The organism is Micromonospora sp. AMSO1212t, assembly GCF_008868145.1.
In the GTDB taxonomy this organism is placed as follows: Bacteria; Actinomycetota; Actinomycetes; order Mycobacteriales; family Micromonosporaceae; genus Micromonospora; species Micromonospora tulbaghiae.
Map to the genome: position 1 here is coordinate 33,080 of NZ_WBKS01000013.1, position 24,639 is coordinate 57,718.

General features: G+C 73.5%; 28 protein-coding genes and 1 riboswitch. Of the genes, 14 read left to right on the plus strand and 14 right to left on the minus strand.

Features of this window, described 5'->3' with window-relative positions; genetic code table 11:
• Positions 1-247: 247 nt before the first annotated feature.
• Complete coding sequence (locus F8279_RS30870; RefSeq protein ID WP_091416166.1) at positions 248-3,490, plus strand: BTAD domain-containing putative transcriptional regulator; 3,243 nt, start codon at positions 248-250, stop codon at positions 3,488-3,490.
• On the opposite strand, the gene F8279_RS06095 is transcribed toward F8279_RS30870, so the two are convergent.
• The 3 genes from F8279_RS06095 to F8279_RS06105 all read right to left on the minus strand — a co-directional run bounded on the left by F8279_RS06095 (position 3,432) and on the right by F8279_RS06105 (position 5,956).
• Positions 3,432-4,226, minus strand: a complete 795-nt coding sequence (locus tag F8279_RS06095) for an ABC transporter permease (RefSeq protein ID WP_091414862.1) — start codon at positions 4,224-4,226, stop codon at positions 3,432-3,434. The two genes, F8279_RS30870 and F8279_RS06095, sit on opposite strands and share 59 nt — an antisense overlap.
• Positions 4,223-5,176: an ATP-binding cassette domain-containing protein gene (locus F8279_RS06100; protein WP_091414860.1), complete on the minus strand. Its 954-nt coding sequence runs from the start codon at positions 5,174-5,176 to the stop codon at positions 4,223-4,225. Before F8279_RS06100 ends, F8279_RS06095 begins: the two co-directional genes overlap by 4 nt.
• 75 nt (positions 5,177-5,251) lie before the next feature.
• Positions 5,252-5,956 carry a GAF and ANTAR domain-containing protein gene (locus F8279_RS06105; RefSeq protein WP_151499360.1) on the minus strand — a complete coding sequence of 235 codons (705 nt, stop codon included), beginning with the start codon at positions 5,954-5,956 and terminating at the stop codon, positions 5,252-5,254.
• A gap of 273 nt (positions 5,957-6,229) precedes the next feature.
• On the opposite strand from F8279_RS06105, the gene F8279_RS06110 reads away from it, so the two are divergent.
• Together F8279_RS06110 and F8279_RS06115 are read left to right on the plus strand one after the other, a co-directional pair.
• Positions 6,230-6,601, plus strand: a complete 372-nt coding sequence (locus F8279_RS06110) for an STAS domain-containing protein (protein WP_225853155.1) — start codon at positions 6,230-6,232, stop codon at positions 6,599-6,601.
• A gap of 177 nt (positions 6,602-6,778) precedes the next feature.
• Positions 6,779-7,489, plus strand: a complete 711-nt coding sequence (locus F8279_RS06115; protein ID WP_151499361.1) for a GAF and ANTAR domain-containing protein — start codon at positions 6,779-6,781, stop codon at positions 7,487-7,489.
• Between the two features lie 8 nt (positions 7,490-7,497).
• On the opposite strand, the gene F8279_RS06120 is transcribed toward F8279_RS06115, so the two are convergent.
• Entirely contained in the window at positions 7,498-7,716 is a 219-nt protein-coding gene (locus tag F8279_RS06120; protein WP_073825840.1) for a hypothetical protein, read from the minus strand.
• Between the two features lie 84 nt (positions 7,717-7,800).
• Here F8279_RS06120 and F8279_RS06125 point away from each other — a divergent pair, with 84 nt between their 5' ends.
• The gene (locus F8279_RS06125; protein ID WP_151499362.1) at positions 7,801-8,556 is read left to right on the plus strand and encodes a cyclopropane-fatty-acyl-phospholipid synthase family protein; all 756 of its coding nucleotides are present in this window, start codon (positions 7,801-7,803) and stop codon (positions 8,554-8,556) included.
• A gap of 37 nt (positions 8,557-8,593) precedes the next feature.
• Entirely contained in the window at positions 8,594-9,019 is a 426-nt protein-coding gene (locus tag F8279_RS06130) for an ATP-binding protein (protein ID WP_091414850.1), read from the plus strand.
• Positions 9,020-9,054: 35 nt separating this feature from the next.
• Here the strand turns inward: F8279_RS06130 and F8279_RS06135 are convergent, their stop codons facing one another.
• Complete coding sequence (locus F8279_RS06135; RefSeq protein WP_151499363.1) at positions 9,055-9,903, minus strand: DUF3152 domain-containing protein; 849 nt, start codon at positions 9,901-9,903, stop codon at positions 9,055-9,057.
• 138 nt (positions 9,904-10,041) lie between these two features.
• Between F8279_RS06135 and F8279_RS06140 the strand changes: the two genes are divergently transcribed.
• The 3 genes from F8279_RS06140 to F8279_RS06150 all read left to right on the plus strand — a co-directional run bounded on the left by F8279_RS06140 (position 10,042) and on the right by F8279_RS06150 (position 12,939).
• Positions 10,042-11,232, plus strand: a complete 1,191-nt coding sequence (locus F8279_RS06140; RefSeq protein ID WP_091414845.1) for a DUF2786 domain-containing protein — start codon at positions 10,042-10,044, stop codon at positions 11,230-11,232.
• A gap of 100 nt (positions 11,233-11,332) precedes the next feature.
• Positions 11,333-11,692, plus strand: coding sequence for a YciI family protein (locus F8279_RS06145; protein ID WP_225853158.1), 360 nt, complete (start codon positions 11,333-11,335; stop codon positions 11,690-11,692).
• The gene (locus F8279_RS06150) at positions 11,689-12,939 is read left to right on the plus strand and encodes an RNA polymerase sigma factor (RefSeq protein WP_091414840.1); all 1,251 of its coding nucleotides are present in this window, start codon (positions 11,689-11,691) and stop codon (positions 12,937-12,939) included. The genes F8279_RS06145 and F8279_RS06150 overlap by 4 nt, the downstream gene beginning before the upstream one ends.
• Before the next feature lie 66 nt (positions 12,940-13,005).
• Here the strand turns inward: F8279_RS06150 and F8279_RS06155 are convergent, their stop codons facing one another.
• From F8279_RS06155 to F8279_RS06170, 4 genes are all read right to left on the minus strand, one after another.
• Positions 13,006-13,179 (minus strand): CsbD family protein, encoded by a 174-nt coding sequence (locus F8279_RS06155; protein WP_091416163.1) that lies wholly within the window; start codon positions 13,177-13,179, stop codon positions 13,006-13,008.
• Between the two features lie 67 nt (positions 13,180-13,246).
• Positions 13,247-15,502, minus strand: coding sequence for a cation-translocating P-type ATPase (locus tag F8279_RS06160; protein WP_091414838.1), 2,256 nt, complete (start codon positions 15,500-15,502; stop codon positions 13,247-13,249).
• Between the two features lie 17 nt (positions 15,503-15,519).
• Positions 15,520-16,491 carry a hypothetical protein gene (locus tag F8279_RS06165; RefSeq protein WP_091414836.1) on the minus strand — a complete coding sequence of 324 codons (972 nt, stop codon included), beginning with the start codon at positions 16,489-16,491 and terminating at the stop codon, positions 15,520-15,522.
• A 36-nt stretch (positions 16,492-16,527) separates the two neighbouring features.
• Entirely contained in the window at positions 16,528-16,734 is a 207-nt protein-coding gene (locus tag F8279_RS06170) for a heavy-metal-associated domain-containing protein (protein ID WP_091414834.1), read from the minus strand.
• A gap of 80 nt (positions 16,735-16,814) precedes the next feature.
• On the opposite strand from F8279_RS06170, the gene F8279_RS06175 reads away from it, so the two are divergent.
• From F8279_RS06175 to F8279_RS06190, 4 genes are all read left to right on the plus strand, one after another.
• Positions 16,815-17,114: a metal-sensitive transcriptional regulator gene (locus tag F8279_RS06175; RefSeq protein WP_013283780.1), complete on the plus strand. Its 300-nt coding sequence runs from the start codon at positions 16,815-16,817 to the stop codon at positions 17,112-17,114.
• Between the two features lie 125 nt (positions 17,115-17,239).
• The gene (locus F8279_RS06180) at positions 17,240-17,449 is read left to right on the plus strand and encodes an SHOCT domain-containing protein (RefSeq protein WP_030503502.1); all 210 of its coding nucleotides are present in this window, start codon (positions 17,240-17,242) and stop codon (positions 17,447-17,449) included.
• 163 nt (positions 17,450-17,612) lie between these two features.
• Entirely contained in the window at positions 17,613-18,887 is a 1,275-nt protein-coding gene (locus F8279_RS06185) for a YibE/F family protein (protein WP_091414832.1), read from the plus strand.
• 154 nt (positions 18,888-19,041) lie between these two features.
• Positions 19,042-19,173: riboswitch (cyclic di-AMP (ydaO/yuaA leader) on the plus strand.
• Between the two features lie 3 nt (positions 19,174-19,176).
• Positions 19,177-20,205, plus strand: a complete 1,029-nt coding sequence (locus F8279_RS06190) for a hypothetical protein (protein ID WP_091414831.1) — start codon at positions 19,177-19,179, stop codon at positions 20,203-20,205.
• Between the two features lie 60 nt (positions 20,206-20,265).
• Here the strand turns inward: F8279_RS06190 and F8279_RS06195 are convergent, their stop codons facing one another.
• A complete protein-coding gene (locus tag F8279_RS06195; RefSeq protein ID WP_091414829.1) occupies positions 20,266-20,919 on the minus strand; it encodes a carbonic anhydrase in 654 nt (217 codons plus the stop codon).
• Positions 20,920-21,085: 166 nt separating this feature from the next.
• On the opposite strand from F8279_RS06195, the gene F8279_RS06200 reads away from it, so the two are divergent.
• The gene (locus F8279_RS06200; RefSeq protein WP_091414826.1) at positions 21,086-21,427 is read left to right on the plus strand and encodes a helix-turn-helix domain-containing protein; all 342 of its coding nucleotides are present in this window, start codon (positions 21,086-21,088) and stop codon (positions 21,425-21,427) included.
• Between the two features lie 57 nt (positions 21,428-21,484).
• Positions 21,485-22,723, plus strand: a complete 1,239-nt coding sequence (gene mycP / locus F8279_RS06205; protein WP_225853156.1) for a type VII secretion-associated serine protease mycosin — start codon at positions 21,485-21,487, stop codon at positions 22,721-22,723.
• Positions 22,724-22,783: 60 nt separating this feature from the next.
• Here the strand turns inward: mycP and F8279_RS06210 are convergent, their stop codons facing one another.
• From F8279_RS06210 to F8279_RS06225, 4 genes are all read right to left on the minus strand, one after another.
• Positions 22,784-23,065, minus strand: a complete 282-nt coding sequence (locus tag F8279_RS06210; protein ID WP_013283773.1) for a WXG100 family type VII secretion target — start codon at positions 23,063-23,065, stop codon at positions 22,784-22,786.
• 28 nt (positions 23,066-23,093) lie between these two features.
• Entirely contained in the window at positions 23,094-23,402 is a 309-nt protein-coding gene (locus F8279_RS06215; protein WP_091414823.1) for a WXG100 family type VII secretion target, read from the minus strand.
• A gap of 213 nt (positions 23,403-23,615) precedes the next feature.
• Positions 23,616-23,885, minus strand: a complete 270-nt coding sequence (locus F8279_RS06220; RefSeq protein WP_091414820.1) for a hypothetical protein — start codon at positions 23,883-23,885, stop codon at positions 23,616-23,618.
• A 12-nt stretch (positions 23,886-23,897) separates the two neighbouring features.
• Positions 23,898-24,626: a hypothetical protein gene (locus tag F8279_RS06225; protein WP_091414818.1), complete on the minus strand. Its 729-nt coding sequence runs from the start codon at positions 24,624-24,626 to the stop codon at positions 23,898-23,900.
• Positions 24,627-24,639: the final 13 nt, after the last annotated feature.

The window sequence follows — 24,639 nt, forward strand, 5'->3', positions numbered from 1 at the left end:
TGATCTCTCCTAGCGGAAGATGTCCTCGCGACCGCCTCCCGGCCGCGCCGGGCAATCACAACGCCGTATCCGCCGGACGGACAGGGGCTTTGACGCGACCATCACGCGCGGCCACGGTTTCTTGACGCGCTTTTCACGCCGCCTCCGTGGCCGATGACCGGGGTCACGCGACGCACCGTCGCTCTTCGGACGCCGGCTCGTCCGCGCGGGGGCCGTGACGGGCCGGTCCGCCGCCTACGCTGGCCCGGTGGCCACCGAACTGACCCTGCTGTCGGACGTGGTCTGCCGGGGTGTGCCGGTCGGTGGGGCCCGGCTGCGCGGGCTGCTGGCGCTGCTCGCCGGGCGGCTCGGGGCGGGCTGCGGCGCCGGCGCGCTGGTCGAGGCGCTCTGGCCGGACGAACCGCCCCGGCACCCGGTGAAGGCGTTGCAGATCCTGGTGTCCCGGGCCCGCGCCGAGCTGGGCGCCGACCTGATCGTGCGGACCGCCACCGGCTACCGGCTGGCGCTCACCGACGCACAGGTGGACGCGGCGGCGGTGCTGCGGCACGCGGAGGCGGCGGCGCGGCGGGCCCGGGCCGGTGAGCACGCGGACGCGCTGGCCGAGGCCGAGGCGGGGCTGGCGTACTGGGCCGGTCCGCCGGGCGACGAGCCGGGCCAGGGCGATCCGCTCACCGCGTTGCGCGCGGACCGGGCGGCCACGTACCGCGCGCTGTCCCGGGCCCGGGCGATCGCGTTGTCCCGGCTCGGCCGGCCGGCGGAGGCGCTGCCCGGGCTCGCCGCGCTGGCCGCCGGGAGCCGCCACGACGAGGAGCTGCTGGCCGAGCTGCTCCGCTGCGAAGCGGCGGTGACCAGCCGGTCGGCGGCGCTGACCCGGTACGACGACTACCGCCGCTCGCTCCGCGACGAGCTGGGCGCCGACCCCGGGCCGGCGCTGCGCGAGCTGCACCGGGAACTGCTCGACGGGGAGGGCCGGGTGGCCCGGCCCGGCATCCCGTACGAGCCGAACCCGCTGCTCGGCCGCGACGACGACCTGGGCGCCGTGGAGTCCCTGCTGACCGGCTCCCGGGTGGTCTCGATCGTCGGTCCCGGCGGGCTGGGCAAGACCCGGCTCGCGTACGCGGTGGCCCGGCGCGCGCCGCAGCGGAGCATACGCCTTGTCGCGCTCGGCGCGGTCGGTGACGACGCCGACGTGCCGGACGCGGTCGCGGCGGCGCTGGGGGTCGGCGAGCCGGTGGCCGGCCCGGTCGGCGCGCTGCCGGTGCCCGCCGATCCGGCCGCCGCGATCGTGGCGGCGCTCGGCGCCGGGCCGGTGCTGCTGGTGCTGGACAACTGCGAACAGGTGGTCCGGGGCGTCGCCGAGCTGGTGGCGGCGCTGGTGGCGACGACACGGGAGCTGCGGGTGCTGACCACCAGCCGCACCCCGCTGGGGTTGACCTCGGAGGCGGTGCACGCATTGCCCGAGCTGCCGCCGGACACCGCTGTGGAGCTGTTCACGCAGCGCGCCCGCGCCGCCCGGCCGGGCGTGGTGCTCCCGGCCGACCAGGTGGCCGAGGTGTGCCGGCACCTGGACGGGATGCCGCTGGCGATCGAGCTGGCCGCCGCACGGGTCCGGGCGATGAGCGTGCCGGAGCTGGCCCGGCGGCTCGACGACCGGTTCGGCCTGCTGCGCGACGGCCCACGGGACGCCCCACCGCGCCACCACACGCTGCACGCGGTGGTCGACTGGAGCTGGAACCTGCTGCGGCCGGAAGGCCGGGCGGCGCTGCGGGCGCTGTCGGTGTTCCCCGACGGCTTCACCACGGCGGCGGCCGACCGGGTGCTGGGCGACGACGCGCTGCCGGTGCTCGAACATCTGGTCGACCAGTCGCTGCTGCGCGTGGAGGAGACCCCGGAGGCGATCCGGTTCCGGATGCTGGAGACGGTGCGGGAGTTCGGCGCGGCCCGCCGGTCCGAGGCCGGCGAGACGGACCGTGTCGTGGCGGCGTTCCTCGCCTGGGCCTGCGAGTTCGGCCTCGGGCAGCACGAGACGCTGCTCGGCCCCGAGCCGTTCACCGCCCTGGCGGCGGTCCGGTCCGAACAGGACAATCTCGTCGCCGCGCTGCGACTGGCCTCGGCCCGGTCGGACGCGCCCACAGTGGTCGGCGTCGCCGCCGCGCTCGCCGCGTTGTGGACGCTCGACACCAGCTACACCCGGATGCTCGCGCTGGTGGCCGACACCGACTTCCTGTTGTCCCACTACCGGCCGGCGCCGGAGTTCGTGGCGCCGGCCCGTACCGTCGCCGTGCTCGGCGTGGCGCACACCCTGATGATCGCCGGGCGGCGGGCGACCCGCTCGCTCGTGGTGCTGCGGAGGCTGCCGCCGCCCTCGCCGGACGACCTGGTCGGCGCGATGGCGACGGTCCTGGGCGCGATCCCCGAGATCGTGGCCGACCCGCCCACGCTCGCCGCGCTGCGCGCGCATCCGCAGCCGCTGGTCGCCGCGATGGCGAACGGCCTGGCCAGTTATCTGCTGGAGCAGGCCGGGCGGCCGGACGACGCGCTGGACGCGGCGCGGCGGATGCTGGACGCGCTGGCCCACCGGCCGATCCCGTGGCTGCGGGTGCTCGTCCACTCGCGGATCGGCGAGTTGTGCATGCAGACCGAACGCTCGGCGGAGGCCCGGGACCACCTCACCACCGCGCTGGACCTGCTCGCCGACTCCGGCCCGTGGTGGGACCGGCTCCAGATCCGGTGGAGCCTGGTCCTGGTGAACCTCGGGCTCGGCGAGGTCGACGAGGCGGAACGCTGGTTGCGGCTGGCCACAACCGACGCCTGCGACGGCCGGTACGACGCGCCTCCGGTCGAGGACGACCAGTACGGGATGCGGGCGTACGAGCGCGGCATCCGGGCCGAGTTCGCGCTCGGCCGGGGCGACGTCGAGGCCGGGTTGTCCGGCTGGCGGGAGGCGCTCGACCGGCTGCGGACGCCGTCGGACCCGCTCGTCTGGTCCGGGCCGCCCGGCGACGCGCCGTGGCACCTGGAGATCCGGGCCGCCGCCCTGGCGGCACACGCCCGGCACGGCCGGCTGCACCTGGTGCCCGGGCTCGCCGACGCGCTGCGCCGAAAGGCAGCCACGCTGCTCGCCGATCCGATCGCCGACGCGCCCGGCTTCCTCGTGCAACTACCCGTCCACGGGTCGCTGCTGCTCGCCCTCGCCCTGGTCGAACTGGACCGGGCCGGCCGTACCGGGGACCGGGCCGCCGGCGCGGCGGGCGCCCGGCTGGTAGCGCTCGCCGAGCGCTTCGGCTACCAGCGCAACTTCCAGCCCACCATGTCCTCGGCGGCGGCCCGGCAGGCGGCGCGGGACGCCGACCCTGCGGCGTACGACGCGGCCCGCGCGTCGTACGCCGCACTGGATCACGACGAGCTGCGGCTCGCCGCCGTGGCTGAACTCAGCGGGACGGATCACGGTCGTACAGGCGGCGCGCCCACAGGTAGCCGAGCAGGCTGACCCCCGCGCACCAGGCCACCGCGGCGAGCGCGTCGCCGCCGTCGACCGGACCGGCCAGGAGGAGCCCGCGCAGCGTCTCCATGATCGGGGTGAACGGCTGGTGCTCGGCGAACCAGGCGAGCCACCCGGGCATCGAGTCGGTCGGCACGAAACCGCTGCCCAGGAACGGCAGCAGCATCAGCGGCATGGGCAGGTTGCTGGCGCTCTCCACGCTCTTGGGCACCATGCCCAGCGCGACCGACAGCCAGGTGATGGCGAACGCGGTGAGTGTGAGCAGCCCGGCCGCGGCGAGCCACTGCGCCGGCCCGGCATCCGGCCGGAAACCGACGAGCAGGGCCACCCCGACGACCACCACGAGCCCGAGCAGCGTCTGCGTCACCGCGCCCACCACGTGCCCGGTGAGCACCGCCGCGCGGGCGATGGACATGGTGCGGAACCGGGCCACGATGCCCTCGGTCATGTCCATGGCCACCGAGATCGCGGTGCCCTGCGCGGCGCCGGTCATGGCGAGCAGGAGGATGCCGGGGGTCACGTAGTCGACGTACGCGGACCGGCCACCGGCGACACCGCCCAGGCCGTCGCCGAGCGTGCCGCCGAAGACGTAGACGAACAGCAGCAGGAAGATCACCGGCAGGGCGATCACCACTGCCGTCAGCGACGGGTAGCGGATCGCGTGCTTGAGGTTGCGGCGCAGCATCGTCGCCGAGTCGCCGACGGTGTGGGCGAGCGTGCTCATGGGTTCACCTTCTCCTCAGTGCGGTGGCCGGTGAGGGCCAGGAAGACGTCGTCCAGGTCGGGGGTGTGCAGGCTCATCGACTCGACCGCGACCCCGGCGGCGTCGAGCCGGCCGAGCAGGTCCTTCACTGCGCTGACGCCGCCGTCGCCGGGCACCCGCAGGGTCAGGTCGTCGTCGTGCCGGGTGGCCGCCGGGAACAGCCCGGCCGCCGCCGCGAGTTGCGCCGGCTCGGTGAAGTGCAGGCGTACGTGGCCGCCGGGAACGCGCCGTTTCAGCTCGGCCGGGCTGCCCTCGGCGACCAGGTGACCGCCGTCGAGCAGCGCGACCCGGTCGGCGAGCTGGTCGGCCTCCTCCAGGTACTGCGTGGTGAGGAAGATGGTGACTCCCCCGGTCACCAGCTCACGGACGATCTGCCACATGGCCCGCCGGCTGCGCGGGTCCAGGCCGGTGGTCGGCTCGTCCAGGAAGATCAGCCGGGGGCGGCCGACGAGCGTCATCGCCAGGTCGAGCCGCCGTTTCATCCCGCCCGAGTACGCGGCCACCGGCTTGTCCGCCGCATCGGTCAGGTCGAAGCGGGCCAGCAGGTCGTCCACCACCCGCCGTCCCTCGACCCGGCCCAGATGCCGCAGGTCGGTCATCAGCCGCAGGTTCTCCGCGCCGGTGAGAAGCGGGTCCACGGCGGAGAACTGGCCGGTCACGCCGATCGCGGCGCGTATCCGGTCCGGCTCGGCGGCCAGGTCGTGGCCGGCGACGCGCACGGTTCCGCCGTCCGGTCGGATCAGCGTGGAGAGGATCTGCACTGTGGTGGTCTTGCCGGCGCCGTTCGGGCCGAGCAGGGCGAAGACCGTGGCCTCGGGTACGCGCAGGTCGATGCCGTCGAGCACGACCTGCTTCCGGTACGCCTTGCGCAGCCCGGTCGCCTCGACCATCGGTGAGGTTGTCGTCGTCATGCCGTAACCGTGACGGTGGCGGGGATCAGCGCGGTTTCACGGCGGTTTCACGCCCACCGGACAGGGGCGCGGACCTCAGCGCTCGGCGGCGCGGGCGACGAGCGCCTCGGCGACGTCGCGCAGTTTGCGGTTGGAGTCCTGGGAAAGCTTGGCGAGCAGGGTGAACGCCTCGTCGGCCGAGCAGCGCCGCTGGCCCATGATGATGCCCTTGGCCTGCTCGATCACGGCTCGGCTGCGCATCGCCTCACGCATCTGCTGGGCCAGGGTCGAGGTGCTGTCGTAGAGGTGCGCGTTGGCGAGCGCGACGGCCGCGTACGCGGCGAACTCCTCCGCCAGGTCGATCGACGACTTGTCGAAGGCGTGGGCCGAGCTGCCGTAGAGGTTCAGCGCCCCGGTCACCGCCTCCTGGATCGGCAACGCGATCGACAACGAACTACCCACGCCCGCCGTCCGGGCCTCGGCCGCCCAGCCCGGCCAGCGCGGCTCGTCGGACAGGTCGGGCAGCGACACGCTCGTCGCGCTGACCGAGGCGTCGAGGCAGGGGCCGTCGTCGTGCTCGTACTGCCACTCGTCCAGCCTGCGGGCCAGGTCGCTGGTGTGGGCGATGGCCCGGTTCGCGCCGGCCTGTGTCAGGGAGACGGACACGTGCGCGCTGCCCGGGACGGCCCTGTTCGCCAGCCCGGCGACGCGCGCCAGGACGTCGTCGAGCGCGACCTCGTCGAGCCGGATCCGGCTCAGTTCGGCGAGCGCTTCGCCGGCGTCCATCCGCGGGGCTTCCATGCGCACGTCCTGTCCGGGTCGAGGTCATCGGCACATGTCGTTCCGGCAAACGTACCCAGCGCGGGCGGTTCCGCAAGCGGTCCGCTCAGCGATCTTCACCCCATCGGCGTATCTTTGGGGCCGGGTCAAGCCATGTGCCCTCCTGCTCCCGGCGTTTCCGCCGGAGCGTCCGCTTACCACGCGGTGGGAGGTGTCATGTCGACCGATCTGCCGGTTTTCGGCTGTCACCATGTTCCGACGGCGTCCAGGTCGTTCCGGCCGGACGAGCCGATCATGTGGCTGAGCTGTGAGGCCCTGGAGGATGCGACCCGGATTTCGGTGGCCGGCGAGGTGGACCTCAGCAACGCGCACCTGCTGAGCGAACTGGTGGAGACCGCCGTCGCCGCACGCGCCCCGCTGGTGGTGGTGGATCTGTCGGCGGTCAGCTTCTTCGGCGCGCACGGCACGAACGCGCTCGTCGGCGCCCGGCGGCTGCTGGCCGAGCACGGTCGCCGCCTGGTCCTGCGCCGGCTCTCGCCTGTGGTCCGACGCGTCCTCGACATCACCGGCACGCTTGCCGCGTTCGAGGTCGTCGATCGGCCCGCGCTGCCCGCCGCCCACGGCCGGTCGGCACGTCCTGTCGCCCCCACCGGCACCGGGTCGTAGAGTTGTGCCGGTAGGTGACGTCCCGGCCGGGGCGTCACCGATGAGCGTCAAGAAGCGGCGCGCCGGTCCCGATCCGTCCGGATCGGGACGCTGGTCCGTCACCACGGGCCGACCCCGCCACCAGCCGTCCGCCCCCTCCGGGTCGACGGCGCCGCTTCCCCGAGGACGTCACAGCTCATGCCGCACGCCCACCCCGACCTCGCCGCCGCCTTGATCAGACTCGCTCGGATCAAGTACGACGAGGTCGACCTGGACGTGGTGCTGTCGACCATCGCGCAGGTCGCAAAGGACACCCTCCCCGGCACCGCCGAGGTGTCGGTGACCCTGGTCCAGGGCACCCGGGCGTACACCGCCGCGTACACCGGCGAGCTGGCGCTGACCCTCGACGAGTGGCAGTACGCGCACGGCCGCGGCCCGTGCCTGGACGCCGCCACCACGGGCACGGCCATGCTGGTGTCGGACATGCCGGCGGAGAGCCGCTGGCCGGAGTGGGCGGCGCGGGCGCACGAGGCGGGCGCGGCCAGTTCGCTGTCGATCGGCCTGCCCATCCAGGAGGCGATGGTCGGCGCGCTCAACATCTACGGGGCGGCGACCGGCGTGCTCGACCAGCACGTCGAGCTGGCGCAGACGCTGGCCGGATACGCCGCCATCGCGCTGGCGAACGTCCACCTCTACGAGAGCACCGCGACGCTGGCTCAGCAGATGCAGGAGGCCATGCAGAGCCGGGCCGTGATCGAGCAGGCCAAGGGCATCATCATGGGCCAGCGGCGCTGCTCGGCCGACGAGGCGTTCGCCATCCTGGCCCGGGTGTCGCAGGACTCCAACCGCAAGCTGCGCGAGGTCGCCGAGTCACTTGTGCAACGCGCTGTGCACGGCCCTCGTGACTGAGCGTGCGGTCAGCGCGGCATCGCCCGCCAGCCGGAGCCACTCGCACGCCACGCCCCGGCGAGGATGCTCGCCGAGCCACGGCTCGGGCATTGCTGGATCTTGGATCGGCCGGACGCCCCGCCGATCTGCGCCTGGACCTGCCACTGGCTTCCGTCGGTGCAGATGTAGACGTCACGCCGTCCGCGCGGGTTGTTGACGCCGTTCCACCAGTGTTCCTCGACCACCATGCCGTGACCGTACCGCAGGAGACCCGGAGCAGCACAGGCGCAAATCGGTTGCCACCGTCGACCGTACGGCGGCACGCTCCCCGAATGACCTCACCGGACCTGCCGCGCAGCTTCACCATCCGCGAGGGCGACCTGCGGATCCTCAACCCGTTCGACGAGGCCAAGCTGGCCGCGCTGGGCCGGGCGATCGGGCTGCGCCCCGGTGACGAGGTGCTCGACCTGTGCAGCGGCAAGGGTGAGCTGCTCTGCACCTGGGCCCGGGACCACGGGATCACCGGCACCGGGGTCGACATCAGCAGCGCCTTCACCGCCGCCGCCCGGGAACGCGCCGCCGAACTGAGCGTGATCGACCGGGTACGGTTCGTGCACGGCGACGCCGCGGCGTACACCCCGCAGCGGCCGGTCGACGTGGCCGCCTGCGTCGGCGCGACCTGGATCGGCGGCGGGGTCCCCGGCACGCTGGAACTGCTCGGCCGGGCGTTGCGGCCGGGCGGCATGGCGCTCGTCGGCGAGCCCTACTGGCGGCGTGACCCGCCGGACGACGAGGCGGTCACCGGCTCGCACGCCCAGTCCCGCGACGAGTTCAAGGACCTGCCCGGCCTGGTCGAGTCGTTCGGCGACTGCGGCTGGGACCTGGTCGAGATGGTCCTCGCCGACCAGGACAGCTGGGACCGGTACGCCGCCGCGCACTGGCTGAACCTGCGCCGCTGGCTCGACGCCAACCCGGACGACGAACTGGCCCCGGAGCTGCGCCGGGAACTGACCGAGGACCCGCCGCGGTACGTCCGTTTCCAGCGCGAGTACATGGGGTGGGGAGTGTTCGCGCTGTTGCGACGGTGACTGCTTAACGAACGGCTACGCAGGGTAAAGCCAGATCATGGGACAGTTGCGCACCTCGCCGCCGCCGCCACAGGCCTCGGAGCTGGAGCGGTGGGTGCTGGACAGTCCCGAGGATCTGCGCGGCCTGCGCGCGTGGCTGCGCGAGGCGCTGAACCGGCACGGCCTGGTGCAGGGTGAGGACCTCGACGAGGTGCCGCACCTGGTCGTGCTGGTTGCCACCGAACTGGCGAGCAACGCGCTGCGGCACGGCCGCCCGCCCACCCTCATCACGCTGCTCGCCACCGACGACCAGTTCCTGCTCGACGTGGCCGACCACGACGTGAGCTCGGTGCCGGAGCTGACCGACATCAGTCCGACGGACTCGGGTGGGCGGGGTCTGTTCCTGGCCCAGTCGGTCTCGCTCGACGTCGGCTGGTACGCCACCGACAAGACCAAGAACATCTGGGCCTCGTTCTCCCGCTGACGGCCCGGCCGGGCGACCCGGCCAACCGGTCCGGCTCAGCGGTCCCCGGCCGGGACCGGGTCGTCGTACTGGCCGGGTGGCCCGGCGAGCGGTTCGCCGCCCACGATCGGCCACGGGTTCGGCGTGCAGCCGTGCAGGCCGAGCGTCTGCTGCACCATCACCGGCGCCGGGCCGCCGGCTCGGGGGCAGCGCTCGTGGCCGCGGCCCAGCCGGTGACCGACCTCGTGGTTGAGCAGGTACTGCCGGTAGCGGGAGAGGTCACTGACGTGCGGCACCCCGTACACCCAGCGGGCCACGTTGATCACGACTCGGTCGCCGTTGCGGCAGGACGTGTAGCGGTCGCTCGGGTCGTCGCACAGCCGCCCCCGCGTCACCGGCGTGGTGAGCAGCACCGTGAAGTCGGCCCTGTCGTCGCGGCCCACCCGTTGCAGCCGCCACCGGCCGTCGCCGGTCCAGCCGCGCCGGTCGGCGAGGGTGGCGGCCACGTCCCGGGCGAAGCGTTCCACGTCCACGTTGCGGATGCCGTCCTCGACCGCGACCTGGTAGCGCAGCAGCTCGCCGGAGCTACCGGCGACCGCGCCGGCCGTGTCGGCGGTCCGGAACGTACCGGCGCCCCGGGCCGGGTAGCCGATGCCGGGGGCCACCCGGCCGGCCGCCGGGACCGGTGTCCGCGCGGCCGTCGGCGTGGGGCGGGCGTCCGGTGCGGGCGCGCTCGGTGCCGCCGCCGGCACGGTCCGGCGCACCTCGATGCGGTCCAGCAGGTCCGGATGCCGCGCGGCGTACCCGCCGGCGGCGAGCGCGGCACCGACCAGGACCACCGCCAGGAACCGCCCTGATCGCGACCTCCGCCGTCGCCGGTGCAGCCCCCGCTCGTGCCCGCCCACGTCGATCTCCGTCCGTCGCGCCGCCCCGCTCCGGACAGAAGTACGGACGCCGGGCCCGGACGGTTGAACGGGCGGCCGGGTACCGTCGGTGCCGGGGTGGACGACCTGCCGCCTGTCGGAGTCCAGGGAGAGCCACCCGTGTCACCAGCCGAGCGACTGCTCGACGCCGCCGTCGCGACCGCGCGCGGCACCGACGTACGCGCTGCCGAGCGAGCCCTCGACGGGCTCGTCGTGGCCGACGGCGCGGCGGTGGACGCGGCGCTGCTCGCCCGGCTGACCCGGGACGTGGGCCGGCTCTGGCCGCGTGGCTGGCAGCCCGCCGACCTCGACCGGCTCGCCAACCGGCGGCTCACCCCGCGCGGCGCCCGCCTGCTGCGCGACGCGATGGCCGCGCAGCGACGCACCCTGCCCGCGCCGGTCCCGGCCTGGTTCGACGAACAGCTCACCGAGACCGGCGCCTGCTGGGACGACGACACGGGCTGGCTGGACCGGCGGGCCGACGGCGACCGGATCACCGCGCTTCGGGACGCGGTCGACGCGGTCGTCCTGGTGACGGGGCTGCCGCCGATCGCGGCGCTCCGCCCGCCGCCCGGCTCGGCGGGCACCGCACTTGCCGCCGCGACGCCGAGCGGTTCCCGGATGCTCGACCGGGTACGCGCGCTGCTGGCCAAGGCCGAGTCGACCGGCTACCCGGCCGAGGCGGAGGCGTTCACCGCGAAGGCGCAGGAGCTGATGGCCCGGCACAGCATCGACGCGGCGCTGCTCGACGCCGGGGCCGAGCGCTCCGGCGGCCCGGGCGGCGTGCGGATCGGCGTCGACGCCCCGTACGCGGCGGCGAAGGCGCTGCTGATCCAGGAGGTGGCGGCGGCGAACCGGTGCGAGTCGGTCTGGTCCGACGACCTGGGCTTCGCCACGGTGCTCGGCTTCCCGGCCGACCTGGCGGCGGTCGAGCTGTTGCACACCTCGCTGCTCGTGCAGGCCACCGCCGCGATGCTGCGCGGCCGGGGTGAGCGTGGCCGGGCCGGCGGGCGGCGCACCAAGGGCTACGACGAGTCGTTCCTCAACGCGTTCTCGCTGCGCATCGGCGACCGGCTGCGGGAGGCGAGCACGGCGGCGGCCGAGGAACTCGACGACGACCGGCTGCTGCCGGTGCTCGCGGCCCGCTCCGACGCCGTCCGGGAACACGTCGACCAGCTCTTCCCGGGCACCACCCGGCACCGGCTCCAGGTGCGTGACGAGCAGGGCTGGGTCTCCGGCACCAGCGCGGCCGACCGGGCCTCGCTCGACCCGGGCCGCCCGGCGCGCCGTCCGCTTCGCGGGGGTCGCTGAACTTCCCGGGGGATGATGTCGGATCGGGCGGACCGGCTCCGACCCGTCTGCGAGGCGCCACCGCCGGTGGCCCGCACCCGAGGAGTGCACCGTGAAGTACATGCTGCTGATCTGGAACCGGCCCGGCTTCGTGGAGGAGCTGTCCGAGGCGGAACGCAACGCGATCTTCGGCGAGGTCGACGAGATCATGAAAGAGCTGACCGAGTCCGGCGAGCTGGTCGGCGGCGAGGCGCTGGCCCACCCCTCGCAGACCCGCACGGCACGCCCGGCCGCCGGCGGCGTCGAGATCACCGACGGGCCGTTCATGGAGAGCAAGGAGCAGTTCGCCGGCTACCTGACTGTCGACTGCGAGACCCCGGAGCGGGCCGCCGAGATCGCCGCGCGCTGGCCGGACGTACGGCACGGTTTCGGCGTGCTGGAGGTGCGCGCGGTGATGGAGCAGGCCGGGACGGAGATGTGACCTCCCGGGCGGTCGAGGACCTGCTGCGCGAACTCGCACCGCAGGTCCTCGGCGTGCTCGTCCGCCGGCACGGCCAGTTCTACGCCTGCGAGGACGCCGTCCAGGAGGCGCTGCTCGCCGCCGCCGTGCAGTGGCCGGAGCAGGGCCTGCCGGACCATCCCCGCTCCTGGCTGGTCACCGTCGCCACGCGCCGGCTCACCGACGAGTGGCGAAGCGAGCACGCCCGCCGGGAACGCGAGGTGGCGGTGGCGGTCCGGCAGCCCGCGTACGCGGCGGTCGCCCCGCCCGCCGACGAGGAGCCGCCCAGCGCCGACGACACGTTGCGGCTGCTGTTCCTCTGCTGCCATCCGGCGTTGCCGGTGAGCGGGCAGGTGGCGCTCACGCTGCGCGCCGTTGGTGGGCTGAGCACGGCTGAGATCGCCCGCGCGTACCTGGTGCCGGAGGCGACGATGAGCCAGCGGATCCGCAGGGCGAAACAGCGGATCGAGGCGGCCGGCGCGCGTTTCACGCTGCCGTCCCCGGCCGACCGGGACGAGCGGCTGGGCGCGGTGCTGCGCGTGCTCTACCTGATCTTCAACGAGGGCCACACCGCGTCCAGCGGCGAGGCGCTGCACCGGGTCGAGCTGACCGGGGAGGCCATCCGGCTGACCCGGGAGCTGCGCCGGCTGCTCCCGGACGACGGCGAGGTGGCCGGGTTGCTGGCGCTGATGCTGCTCACCGACGCGCACCGGGCCGCCCGTACCGGGCCGGACGGCGAGCTGGTGCCGCTGGCCGAGCAGGACCGCAGCCGGTGGGACCGGGACGCCGCCGCCGAGGGGGTGGCGCTGGTGACCGAGGCGCTCACCTGGTCGGCGCCTGGCCCGTACCAGGTGCAGGCGGCGATCGCCGCGGTGCACGCGGAGGCGCCCACCGCCGAGGACACCGACTGGCGGCAGATCGTCGCGCTCTACCGGGTGCTGGAGCGGGTCGCGCCGAACCCGATGGTCACGCTCAACCAGGCAGTCGCGGTGGCCATGGTGGACGGCCCGCGTGCCGGGCTGGCGCTGCTGGCCACACTCGACGCCGACGGCCGGACCGCGGGCCATCACCGGCTCGCCGCCGTCCGTGCGCACCTGCTCGACATGGCCGGCGACCGTGCGGAGGCGCGGGCCGCGTACCTGGCCGCCGCGCGGGCCACCACGAGCCTGCCGGAGCGGCGTTACCTGGAGGTACGCGCCGCCCGCCTGGCCGGTGAGCGGCCGCGCTGATCCGCGCCTGGACAGCACGCCGGGCCGGCCCGAAGGGCCGGCCCGGCGACGTGCACTGCGCGTACGTCAGCTCTTGAAGGCATCCTTGATCTTCTCGCCGGCCTGCTTGAGCTTGGCGCCGGCCTGGTCGTTGCGGCCCTCGGCCTCGAGGCGCTCGTTGTCGGTCGCCCGGCCGATGCCCTCCTTGACCTTGCCAGCGGTGTCCTGCGACGTGTTGTCGATCTTGTCGTCCAGACCCATGATGACCTCCACTGATGCGGTTGCCTGTCGACAACTGGTTACCCCGGAGGCCGTCCGCTCAATCCCCTCACCCGATCGGGCGAAAGCGCCGCAGCCGGAGGCTGTTGCCCACCACGAAGACCGACGAGAACGCCATCGCCGCCCCGGCGAGCATCGGGTTGAGCAGCCCGGCCGCCGCCAGCGGCAGCGCCGCGACGTTGTAGGCGAACGCCCAGAACAGGTTGCCCTTGATGATCGCCAGCGTCCGCCGGGAGAGCCGGATGGCGTCCGCCGCGACCATCAGGTCGCCCCGGACCAGCGTCAGGTCGGCGGCCTCGATGGCCGCGTCTGTGCCGGTGCCCATGGCCAGCCCGAGGTCGGCCCGGGCCAGCGCGGCGGCGTCGTTCACCCCGTCGCCGACCATGGCGACCACCCGGCCCTCGCCCTGGAGCCGCTCGATCACCGCGACCTTCTCGGCGGGCAGCACTTCCGCGATCACCTCGTCGATGCCGACCTCGGCCGCCACCGCCTTCGCCACAGTGGTGTTGTCACCGGTGAGCAGCACCGGCTTCAGGCCCAGCTCACGCAGCCGGGCGACCGCCGCCCGACTGGTCGGTTTCACCGCGTCGGCCACCGCGAGCACGCCCCGGGCCCGCCCGTCCCAGCCGGCCAGGATCGCCGTCCGGCCCGCCGCCTCCGCGCCGGTCGCGGCCCGCGCGACCTCCTCGGGTACGAAGAGACCCCGCTCTCGCAGCAGCCGGGCCCGGCCGACCACCACGGTCCGGCCGTCGACGGTGCCGGTCACGCCCAACCCCTCGGCGTTGGCGAACTCACCGACCGGAGGCAGCGCCCCGGCCTCGGCCGCGGCTTCGGCGACGGCCCGCGCGATCGGGTGCTCGGAGGCGGCTTCCAGCGCGCCGGCCACCCGGAGCAGTTCGGCGGCGTCCTCGCCGTCGGCGGGCAGCACCTCGGCCAGCGCCATCCGGCCGGTGGTGACGGTGCCGGTCTTGTCCAGCACCACGGTGTCGACCCGGCGGGTGGACTCCAGCACCTCCGGTCCCTTGATCAGCACACCGAGCTGCGCACCGCGCCCGGTGCCGACGAGCAGCGCGGTCGGGGTGGCCAGGCCGAGCGCGCACGGGCAGGCGATGATCAGTACGGCCACCGCGGCGGTGAACGCGGCGGTCGGCCCGGAGCCGGTGCCGAGCCACCATCCGAGCGTGGCGGCGGCCAGCGCGATCACGATCGGCACGAAGACACCGGAGATCCGGTCGGCGAGCCGCTGCACCGCCGCCTTGCCGGTCTGCGCCTGCTCCACCAGCCGCGCCATCTGGGCGAGCTGGGTGTCGCCGCCGACCCGGGTGGCACGGACCACCAGCCGGCCGCCGGCGTTCACAGTCGCGCCGACCACGGCGTCGCCCGGACCCACCTCGACCGGCACCGACTCGCCGGTGAGCATGCTGGCGTCGACCGCCGACGTGCCCTCCTCGACCACGCCGTCGGTGGCGACCTTCTCGCCGGGCCGGACCACGAACCGGTCGTCGACCGCGAGCCGGCCGACCGGGATCCGGGTCTCCTGCCCGCCGCGCAGCACCGCCACGTCCTTGGCGCCGAGTTCGAGCAGGGCGCGCAGCGCCGACCCGGCGGTGCGCTTGGAGCGGGCCTCGAAGTACCGCCCGGCCAGGATGAACACGGTCACCCCGGCGGCGGCCTCCAGGTAGATGTTGCCGGCGCCGTCGCCGCGGGTGATGTCGAAGCTGAACGGGTGCTTCATCCCGGGCATGCCGGCGTCGCCGAGGAACAGCGCCCAGAGCGACCAGCCGAACGCGGCCAGCGTGCCGAGCGAGACGAGCGTGTCCATGGTGGCCGCACCGTGCCGCAGGTTGACCAGCGCGGCGCGGTGGAACGGCAGCCCACCCCAGACCACCACCGGGGCGGCAAGGGTGAGGGAGGCCCACTGCCAGTAGTCGAACTGCCAGGCCGGAACCATGGCGAGCACGATCACCGGCAGGGTGAGCACGGCGGAGACCCAGAGCCGGGTACGCGCGGTGCGCAGCGCGTCCACCGGCTGCCCGGCCGGGGCCGTCTCCGCCTGCTCGGGCGGCGGCGGCACCACTGCCGTGTAACCGGTCTTCTCGACGGTGGCGATCAGGTCGGCCGGCGCGATGTCGTCGGCGTACCGGACGGTGGCCTTCTCGGTGGCGTAGTTCACGGTCGCCTCGACGCCGTCCATCCGGTTGAGCTTCTTCTCGATCCGGGCGGCGCAGGACGCGCAGGTCATCCCGCCGATGGCCAGTTCGATCAGGTTCGGCGCGGTGGGCAGCGCCTTTCCCGTGGCAGTCATCGCGGCACCTCCGGCGCTCAACTGTGCCCGTGCCCCGGGGTGCCGTGTCCGGCGTCCGGGGTCGGTGCGGTGGTGGATGCCGGCGCGGTGGGCACCGGCGCGGTCCGGTCGCCGGCCAGGACGGTGAACTCGGCGGTGTGCACCGCGTCGCCGTGCCGGAAGTCCAGGTACAGACGGTACGCCCCGGCCGAGGGCACCTCGGCGGCGAACGTGACCGCCGGACCGGCCGGTGTGCGCCCGTCGCCGGGCATGCCCTCCGGGTGCACGTGCAGGTACGCCAGGTCGCCCTGCCGCAGCGCCACCAGGTGCCCGTACGCGCCGAGGTAGGGCTGAAGGTCGGTGACCGGCTGCCCGTCGCGGCTGACGGAGAGAGTGAGCCGGCTGGTGCGGCCCGGCTCCGGCGTGCCGGTCAGCGTGACCGTGTAGCCGTCGACTGTGGTGCTGGTCACCGGCGTCGGCAGCGGCCGGGCGGCCAGCTCGCCGGGGACCGTGACGTCCAGGCCGAGGGTCAGCGGCTCCGCGCCTTCCGGGGTGAAGTCGGCGAAGGCCCGCCAGACGCCGGGGCCGTGCAGCGGCGAGGCGACCCGCCAGGTGCCGTCGCCGGTCATCTCCGGGTGGACGTGCCGGAACCCGGAGAGGTCCCGGCGGGCGACGATCAGGTGCATGCGCTTGTCGTGGGCCACCTCGAAGCGGGTGACCGGAGCGCCGTCCGGGCCGGTGATCCGGAAGGCGAACTGCCCGGCCGGGGCGGCGGCGGGCTGGAACGTGTAGCCGCGTTCGGAGACGAGCAGCCCGCCGGGCAGGTGCGCGGAGGCGCCGCTCTCGTCACCGTGGCCGGTGTCGCCGGCCCCGTGGTCGCTGTCGCTGTCGTCGTGGCGGGTCTCGGCGGCCGGGGCGACGGGATCGGCCAGGTTGCCGATCCCGTACGCCGCGCCGAACACCGCCACGAGGCCGAGGGCGAAGCCGCTGAGCTTCGTCGCCGTGTTCATGGTGTCTCCTCGGTTTCTGCGGGTCCGTCGGACCCGTCACGTACCGACGAGGTCGTAGCCGGCCTCGTCGACCGCCGCGCGGACCGCGTTCGCGTCCAGCGGGTTCTGACTGGTGACGGTGACCCGGCCGCCGGCCAGGTCGACCTGGACGTCGGTGACGCCCGGTAGCGCGCTCAGCTCGGTGCTCACCGAGTTGACGCAGTGCCCGCAGGTCATGCCGTTCACCTGGTAGGTGGTCTCCATCTCGCCCTCCGATCTGATACCCCCTAGGGGTACGTCTCGAACGTTAGCATACCCCCGAGGGGTACGGTATCCTCGGTTTCATGACCGCGCCGTCCAGCCCGACCCGGGGCTACACCGCCAGCAAGGACCAACTCCTCGCCCGGCTCCGCCGAATCGAGGGCCAGGTCCGTGGCATCGAGAAGATGGTCGAGGACGACCGCTACTGCATCGACGTGCTGACCCAGATCTCGGCCATCCAGGCGGCGCTGGACAAGGTCGGCCTGGGCCTGCTCGACGGCCACGCCCGGCACTGCATGCACGAGGGCGCCGCCGAGGGCCGGGCCGACGAGATGGCGACCGAGATGATGGCCGCCGTCGGCCGCCTGATGAAGCGCGGCTGAGCGGGGACCTCCGACCCTCGGAGCAGGGCACATCGACCCGCGCCGACGCGACCGGGCGGACGTACCGTCGAAGTGGCGGGCAGGCCGGACCGGCGGACCCGCGGTGACGGACGGAGGGCGGCCCGATGATGTGGCAGAGCCCGATGATGGGCTGGATGTGGATCTGGTCCCTGCTGGTGCTCGCGGTGCTGGCGGGGCTCGTCTGGGCGGCCGTGCGGTGGACCGGCCCGCAGTACCTGGGCCCGACGACGGCCCGGCGCATCCTCGACGAGCGGTACGCCCGCGGCGAGATCGACGAGGACGAGTACCGGCGACGCCGGGCGGGCCTGGCCTGATCCGCGCGGGCGCGCGTCACCGGCCACGGTGTCCGGGAGCGCCCGGCCGGGCTGCCTACCATGGCCGGGCGACGCCCCGGACGTGGACGACACGTCCGCGCCGGCCGGGTGACCAGACCGGCCCGGCGGACCAGGCGTCGCCGCGACCGTTGGGAGAGACGCCATGGGTGCCGACCACACCCACCCCGCACCACCCACGCCGCCGGGCGTACGACGGCTGCTCGTCGCCGTGGTGGTGCCGCTGTTCGTGATCACCGTGATCGCGGCGCTGGTGCTCTGGCCCCGGCAGGACCGGGAGCCGGTCGGCGGTGCGGACGTCCCCCGCTACCACGGCACCGTGACCCGGGTGGTCACCGAGCCCTGCCCCCCGACCCCGGAGGCCCCGGACGGTGGAGGTGGGCCCTGCGGCACGGTGACCGTCACCGCCGAGCAGGGCCCGGACGCGGGCCGGCAGGTCGAGACGCCGATCCCGGCCGGGCCGGGCGCGCCCCGGGTCGCGGTCGGCGACGAGGTCGTCCTGGTCGAGCTGACCGACCCCGCCGATCCGGCGGTGAAGTCCTACAACATCGCCGAACACCAGCGCGGTACGCCGCTGATCTGGCTGATGGTGCTCTTCGCCGCCGCGATCGTGGCGTTCGGCCGCTGGCGCGGGCTCGCCGCGCTCGGCGGCCTGGTGGCCAGCTTCGCCATCCTGCTCGGCTTCGTGCTGCCGGGCATCGGCGCCGGCCAGCCCCCGCTGCTGGTGGCGATCGTGGGCGCCGCGTTGATCATGTTCGTGGTGCTCTACCTGACCCACGGGATCACGGCGCAGACGTCGGTGGCGGTGCTCGGCACGCTCGGCAGCCTGGTGGTCACCGGCGTGCTCGGCCTGCTCGCCACGTCCGCCACCCACCTGACCGGATTCGGCAGCGAGGACGCCACCACGCTGTCCATGTTCCAGGGCGACGTGGACCTGCACGGCCTGCTGCTGGCCGGCATCATCATCGGCTCGCTGGGCGTGCTGGACGACGTCACAGTCACCCAGGCGGCCACCGTCACCGAACTGGCGCACGCCAACCCGGGGCTGTCCCGGCGGCAGCTCTACCGGGCGGCCACCCGGGTCGGCCGGGCCCACATCGCGTCCACCGTCAACACCATCGTGCTGGCGTACGCGGGTGCCTCGCTGCCGCTGCTGCTCCTACTGGTCGCGGACTCCCGCCCGGTGAGCGAGATCCTGACGAGCGAGTTCCTCGCCCAGGAGATCGTCCGCAGCGCGGTGGCCACGCTCGGCCTGATCGCCGCCGTACCGCTGACGACCGGACTGGCCGCGATCGTGACGACCGCCGGACGGCGCTCGCGCGGCGCGGAGCCGGCGGCGCCCGCGGCCCGACCGCCGGCCGGACGGGACGACGCGCTGGAGGCGCTCGGCGGCGGGAAGAGTACGGAGGCCGCATGGTGACACTCCGCAGCGTGACCATCGATTTCAAACGCGACGCTGGTCACGGTGCGCCACGGCGAAATCTCGCTATTGGTCGGCTTCCGGACGTAGATCCTCAGGAGTGCTGTCAGGTAACCTCGCTGCCGGTCACCGCCGAAGGCGCGCACCGGCGCCAGCGGTGCCGCCGCCCAATCGCCCGCGGGCGAGCCGGGGAACCAGGTACATGGGGTGAATCCGCAACAGCGGTAGGGGCCACTTCCGTCCCGAACCCGTCAGCTAACCCGGTCGGCGGCCGACGGAAGGGAACACTGTGACGGCACCCCTGCGCCGCTGGCTGACACCCGTGGTGGCCGTGCTGGCCTCGCTGGCCGTGCTGGCCGGGCCGACCCCGGCGACCGCGGCCCCCACCGCGGCGGCCCCCGGCACTCCCTCGGGACACGAGGAGGACGGCGAACCGCCACTCATCACCGAGGCGATCGACGCCGCCAACCGGAACTTCCTCCAGGCCAAGGCGAAGCTCGCCAAGTCGCAGGACCGCCAGCGGCGGCTGGCGGCCGAGGTGAAGACGGCACAGGCCGAACTCGAAGCGCTCAGCCCTCAGGTCAACCAGCTCGCCGCCCAGTCCTACCGGACCGGCCGGATGGGCGCCATGGCGATGCTGCTGGAGAGCAACTCGCCCGACTCGTTCGTCCGCCGGGTCAACGCCCTGGACGAGCTGAACCTCCTCAACGCGCAGCGCCTGGCCGCCATCAACGCGGTCAAGACCCGCGCCGAGCAGGCCAAGATCGCGCTCGACGCCGAGGTGCGCGAGCAGGAGAAGCAGAAGAACGCGATGGAGCGCGAGAAGGTGCAGGCCGAGCGCGCGCTGAAGCTCGTCGGCGGTCTCGGCTTCACCGGCGGCCTGGTCTCCGCCACCTCACCGGTCGCCAAGATCGCCCCCGGCCGCACCGCCGACGGCGGATGGAAGGCCGAGTCGTGCAGCGAGGACGACCCGACCACCTCGGGCTGCGTCACCCCGCGCACGCTGCACGCGTACAAGGAGGTCCGGCGCGCGGGCTTCAAGCGCTTCGTGGGCTGCTACCGGTCCGGCGGGCCGTGGGAGCACCCCAAGGGCAAGGCGTGCGACTGGTCGCTCCAGAACAGCGGCTTCGCGCCCTGGCACAACAACGACACCCGCCGGTACGGCAACGAGGTCGCCGCCTTCCTCATCCGCAACGCCGACCGGCTGGGCATCTACTACGTCATCTGGAACCGGCAGATCTGGTTCCCGGCCACCGGCTGGAGTTCGTACAGCGGACCGTCGAACCACACCGACCACGTCCACATGTCGCTGCTCTGACCGGGACACAGCGAAAGGGGGCCGTCCTCGGGCGGCCCCCTTTTTCGTCTTCCCTACCGGTCAGCCGGCCAGCGCCGGGTCGGCGGGCGCCGCCGGAGCGGGCAGCGGAGCCGGGGCCTGCGCCACGGTCCGCACCTCGCCGCCGGCGAGCCGGTACGACATGCCCACCACCGTGCACCGCCCGGCCGCCACCCGCTCGGCCAGCACGGCGGAGCGGGCCAGCAGCGTCTCGACGGTCTGCGCGATGTGCACGTCGATGATGCCGTCGAGGTCGTCGACGCCCTGGCGGGAGGCGCGCAGCAGGCTGGGCGAGACCGCGTCCACCACCGCGCCCAGGTGCCCGACCAGGGCGGCGCCGGTCCGGAACCCCTCGCGGGCGGCCTGGACCGCGCCGCACGAGTCGTGCCCGAGCACCACCACGAGCGGCGTGCCGAGCACGGTGACGGCGTACTCGACGCTGCCGAGCACCTCCGGCCCGGCGGTGTGCCCGGCCGTACGCACCACGAAGAGGTCACCGAGACCGCGATCGAAGATGATCTCGGCGGCGAGCCGCGAGTCGGAGCAGCCGACGATCACCGCGAAGGGATGCTGACCGTCGGCGACCGCCGTCCGGTGCCCGGCGTCCTGGTTCGGATGCTGCGGGGCTCCGGTGACGAACCGGTGGTTACCGGCACGCAGTTCGGCCAGTGCCTGCTCCGGGGTGCTCGGCGTCATGTTCCTCACCTCGTCTACCTGGGGAACCACCAGGCCTAACGGCCTCGCGACCCACGGTCACACGCACCTCGGGGCCCGTCAAGATTCGTGATACGCATTTCATACTTTCCCGTTGCCGCTCGCCTCGGCCCGCGCCGATTCGGCCGAGGGCGGCGGTGGCCATAGCATGGCCACCATGGCGACCACACCAGTTGAGGACGGGAGCCGCCGTAACTGGACCTTCCTCACCAACCACGGCCATGTGCTGCTGGCTATCGCGCGCAACCCCACCGCCCGGCTGCGCGACGTGGCCGACGAGGTCGGCGTGACCGAACGGGCGGCCCAGGCCATCGTCGCCGACCTGGAGGCCGGGGGCTACCTGCGGCGTACACGGGTGGGACGGCGCAACGAGTACACGATCAACCCGAAGGGCCGTTTCCGGCACCCGGCCGAGGCCGACCAGCAGGTCGGCGCCCTGCTCGCCCTCTTCGCCGCCGAGCCGGCCGGGGACGCCACCGCCGACAGGTGACCCGGGCCGGGCACACGTGTGCCGCGCGCGGGCGGGTGCGGCGGGTAATCTCAGCGCGTGCGCGACAGCTTGCGGCCGGGCGCGACCACGGGACGCGTCCGGGCCGGACACCGGATCAGGTCCGTCCTCTCCGGAGCAGCGGTGACCGCCCTGCTCGGCGGCGCGCTGGCGGTGCCCGCGCCCGCGCAGGCCGCCCCGAAGTGCGGCCCGGGCGGCGGTCCCGCGCCCACCGAGGTGCCCTGGGCGCTGAGCCGCCTCGACCCGGCCGCCGCGTGGCGGCTGGGCAAGGGCGCGGGGATCACCATCGCCGTGATCGACTCCGGGGTCTCGCCCACCCATCCCCTGCTGCGCGGACGGGTGCTGCCGGGTGAGGACTTCAACCAGCTCGTACGCCTGAAGGGGCAGTGCGACCTGGTCGGCCACGGCACCATGGTCGCGGGCATCATCGCCGGCCGGGAGGGCACCGGCTCGCCGTACACCGGCATCGCGCCGGAGGCGAAGATCCTGCCGCTGCGGGTGCTGGCCGAGAACAAGGAGAACTTCGACCCGGACGTGCCGGCCGAGATCGGCAAGGCGATCCGCTGGGCGGTCGACCACGACGCCGACGTGATCAACCTGTCCCTGGTCACGCTCGACGACCCGGCGCTGAAGTCCGCGGTGCAGTACGCGCTCGGCAAGGACGTGGTGGTCGTCGCCTCCGCCGGCAACCGGCAGGAGAACCGGGAGGACCGGCCGGCCTATCCGGCGGCGTACGACGGTGTCGTCGCCGTCGCCGGGATCGACGAGCAGGGCGGGCACGTCGGCAGCTCGGTCAGCGGGGACTATGTGGACATCGCCGGACCCGGCCTGAACATCGTCGGGCCCGCGCCGCAGGGACCGGGATACCGGGCCGAGCCGCAGGGCGGGACGAGCTTCGCCACCGCGTACGTCTCCGGGGTGGCCGCGCTGGTGCGGGCCGCACACCCGGACATCAGCGCCGACGAGGTCGCCTACCGGCTGACCCGTACCGCGGACAACCCGCCCGACGGGCACAACGCCGACGTCGGCTACGGGATGGTCAACCCGTACCGGGCGGTCACCAGCCTGCTGGGCACCCGGAACGACCCGCCGCTGGGCGCGATGCCGCCACCGGCGCCGCCGGCCGACCCGCTGGCCTGGCAGCGCACCGTCGCGATCTGGGTCGCTGTCGTCGGCGCGCTGCTGGCCGGCGTCCTGCTGACACTGCGCCCGATCCTGGTACGCGGACGCCGGCGCGGGTGGCGTCCCGGCCGGCGCGACGTCCCGCAGGACGCCTGACAAACACGACGGCTCCGCCCGGCACGAGCCGGAGCGGAGCCGCTGTGGACCGGTCCGAGGTCAGTTGCCCCAGACCTTGGAGTTGCTCATCTCCGTGGTCATGTAGTTCTCGCGCGCGATGCCCACGGCACCACCGATCTCGTTCAGGACCTTGTTGATGTCCCGCACGGCGGCGTCCCACTGGGCCTGGTGCTGCTGGTAGGCGGCCCGGTCCTGGCCCTCCCACTCGAGCTTGGTCAGCATCGCCCGCAGCGTGTCCAGCTTCTCGTCGATGGTCCGCGAGATGGCCTGCATCTGCTGGTTGCTGCTCTCCAGAACAGCGTAATCAACCTTGATGCTCATCGATTCCTCCTCTGCCTGTCTTCGCGGATCACGGGTTGAGAGCAGAGTGGAACTTGTCCAGCATCTGCTGCTGCTCTTCGTCGTTGACCTGGTGCGTGGTGCCCGACTTGTCGAGCAGGTCCGCGATGTTGTCCATCGCGGTCAGCAGCTTCGTAGTGTCCTCGTTCCAGCGAGTCATCAGGCTCTGGAAGCCCGTGGACGCCTGGCCCTTCCAGGCCATCGCCAGGTCGTCGACCACGTTCCACAGCTTCTTGAGCTCGCCGTCGACATCGCTGCGCGTGGACCGCACGTCACTCGCGGCGGTGTGCAGAGTCGCTGCACTGACCTCGAACGCCATGCTTCACACCCTTCCGTCATCTTGTGGCGGCGGTTCCGCCGCGCCCTCCCCCGCGGCAAGGCGTGCACACCCCACCGACGGACACTTCATCCGAACCGTAGCGGACGATGTCCAACCCGCGCAGCCCTGCCTGTCCCATCGTCGTATTCCGACAGCCCCGAATCGACAACGCGATCCGGCATTCTCCGTACGAGTTGGACGGTCCTTCTGAGCTCAGGATCGTTCGCGCGACGATTTGACGATCGTCGACACGCCGAAGACCAGCACCGCGACCAGCAGCACCACAACGGCCCACAGCATCGGCTTCTCGAACGCGCGCTGGAACGACAGCACCAGCAGCGCCGCGCAGGTGCTCAGCGACACCACCTCGGCGGCCCGCCGCAGCCGCGCCGAGCGGGTCAGCGCGGCGAACAGCATCAGGACAACGAAGACCGGGATGGTCAGCAGGACGTACAGCAACAGCGAGAAGAGCAGGGTGTCCATGCGTCGCTCCCGTCACCCGTAGAACTTGGCGTCCCGCACCCAGTCGATCTTGATGTCCTTGATGTCCGGGTCCGAGCCGGTCGGCGCCCAGCCGGGGCGGGAGTCCGCGGCGAAGGTGAACCGGTTGTCGGTGTGGAAGGCGGCCAGCAGCGCGTGCAGCAGCGCGCTGATCTCGCCGAAGACCAGGACCAGGACGGCGGCGGTGGCGGTCAGCCCGACGATGCCGATGGCCTGGGCCAGCGCGGTGGTGGCGGGAAAGAACTGGAGCGCGATCGAGGCGATCACCGCGACCAGGATCGGCATGAGCGCCTGGGCCAGCCCGGAGATCGCGTCGTTGTAGGCATCCCGGGCGGCGGTGAGCGTGTCCCGGTTGGCGGCGAACGCCTCGGCCAGCGAGTTGATCTCCGCGCCGAGCTTGCGGAGGAACAGGTCGAACGCGTCCCGGTCGTCGAAGTCCCACTCCGCCGCGTCCGGCGGAACCGCCGCCATGGCCGCGCCGAACTGGTCCGCGCCGAGCAGGCGGGCGGCCTCGTCCCACTTCTTGATCGACTCGTTGACCTGCTGGTTGTCGAACGACTCCAGGTAGAGGATCGCGCCGATCAGCGCCGCCGAGGCGACGATCCAGACCAGGTTGCCCTTGGCGACGGCCGCCGCCGACCGGACCGGAGCCGTGGTCTCGGCGACCGTCACGGTGCCGGTCACCGTCCCCGAGGCGTTGGCGATGAGGATCTCCGGTGGCATCAGGCGTCCTTCC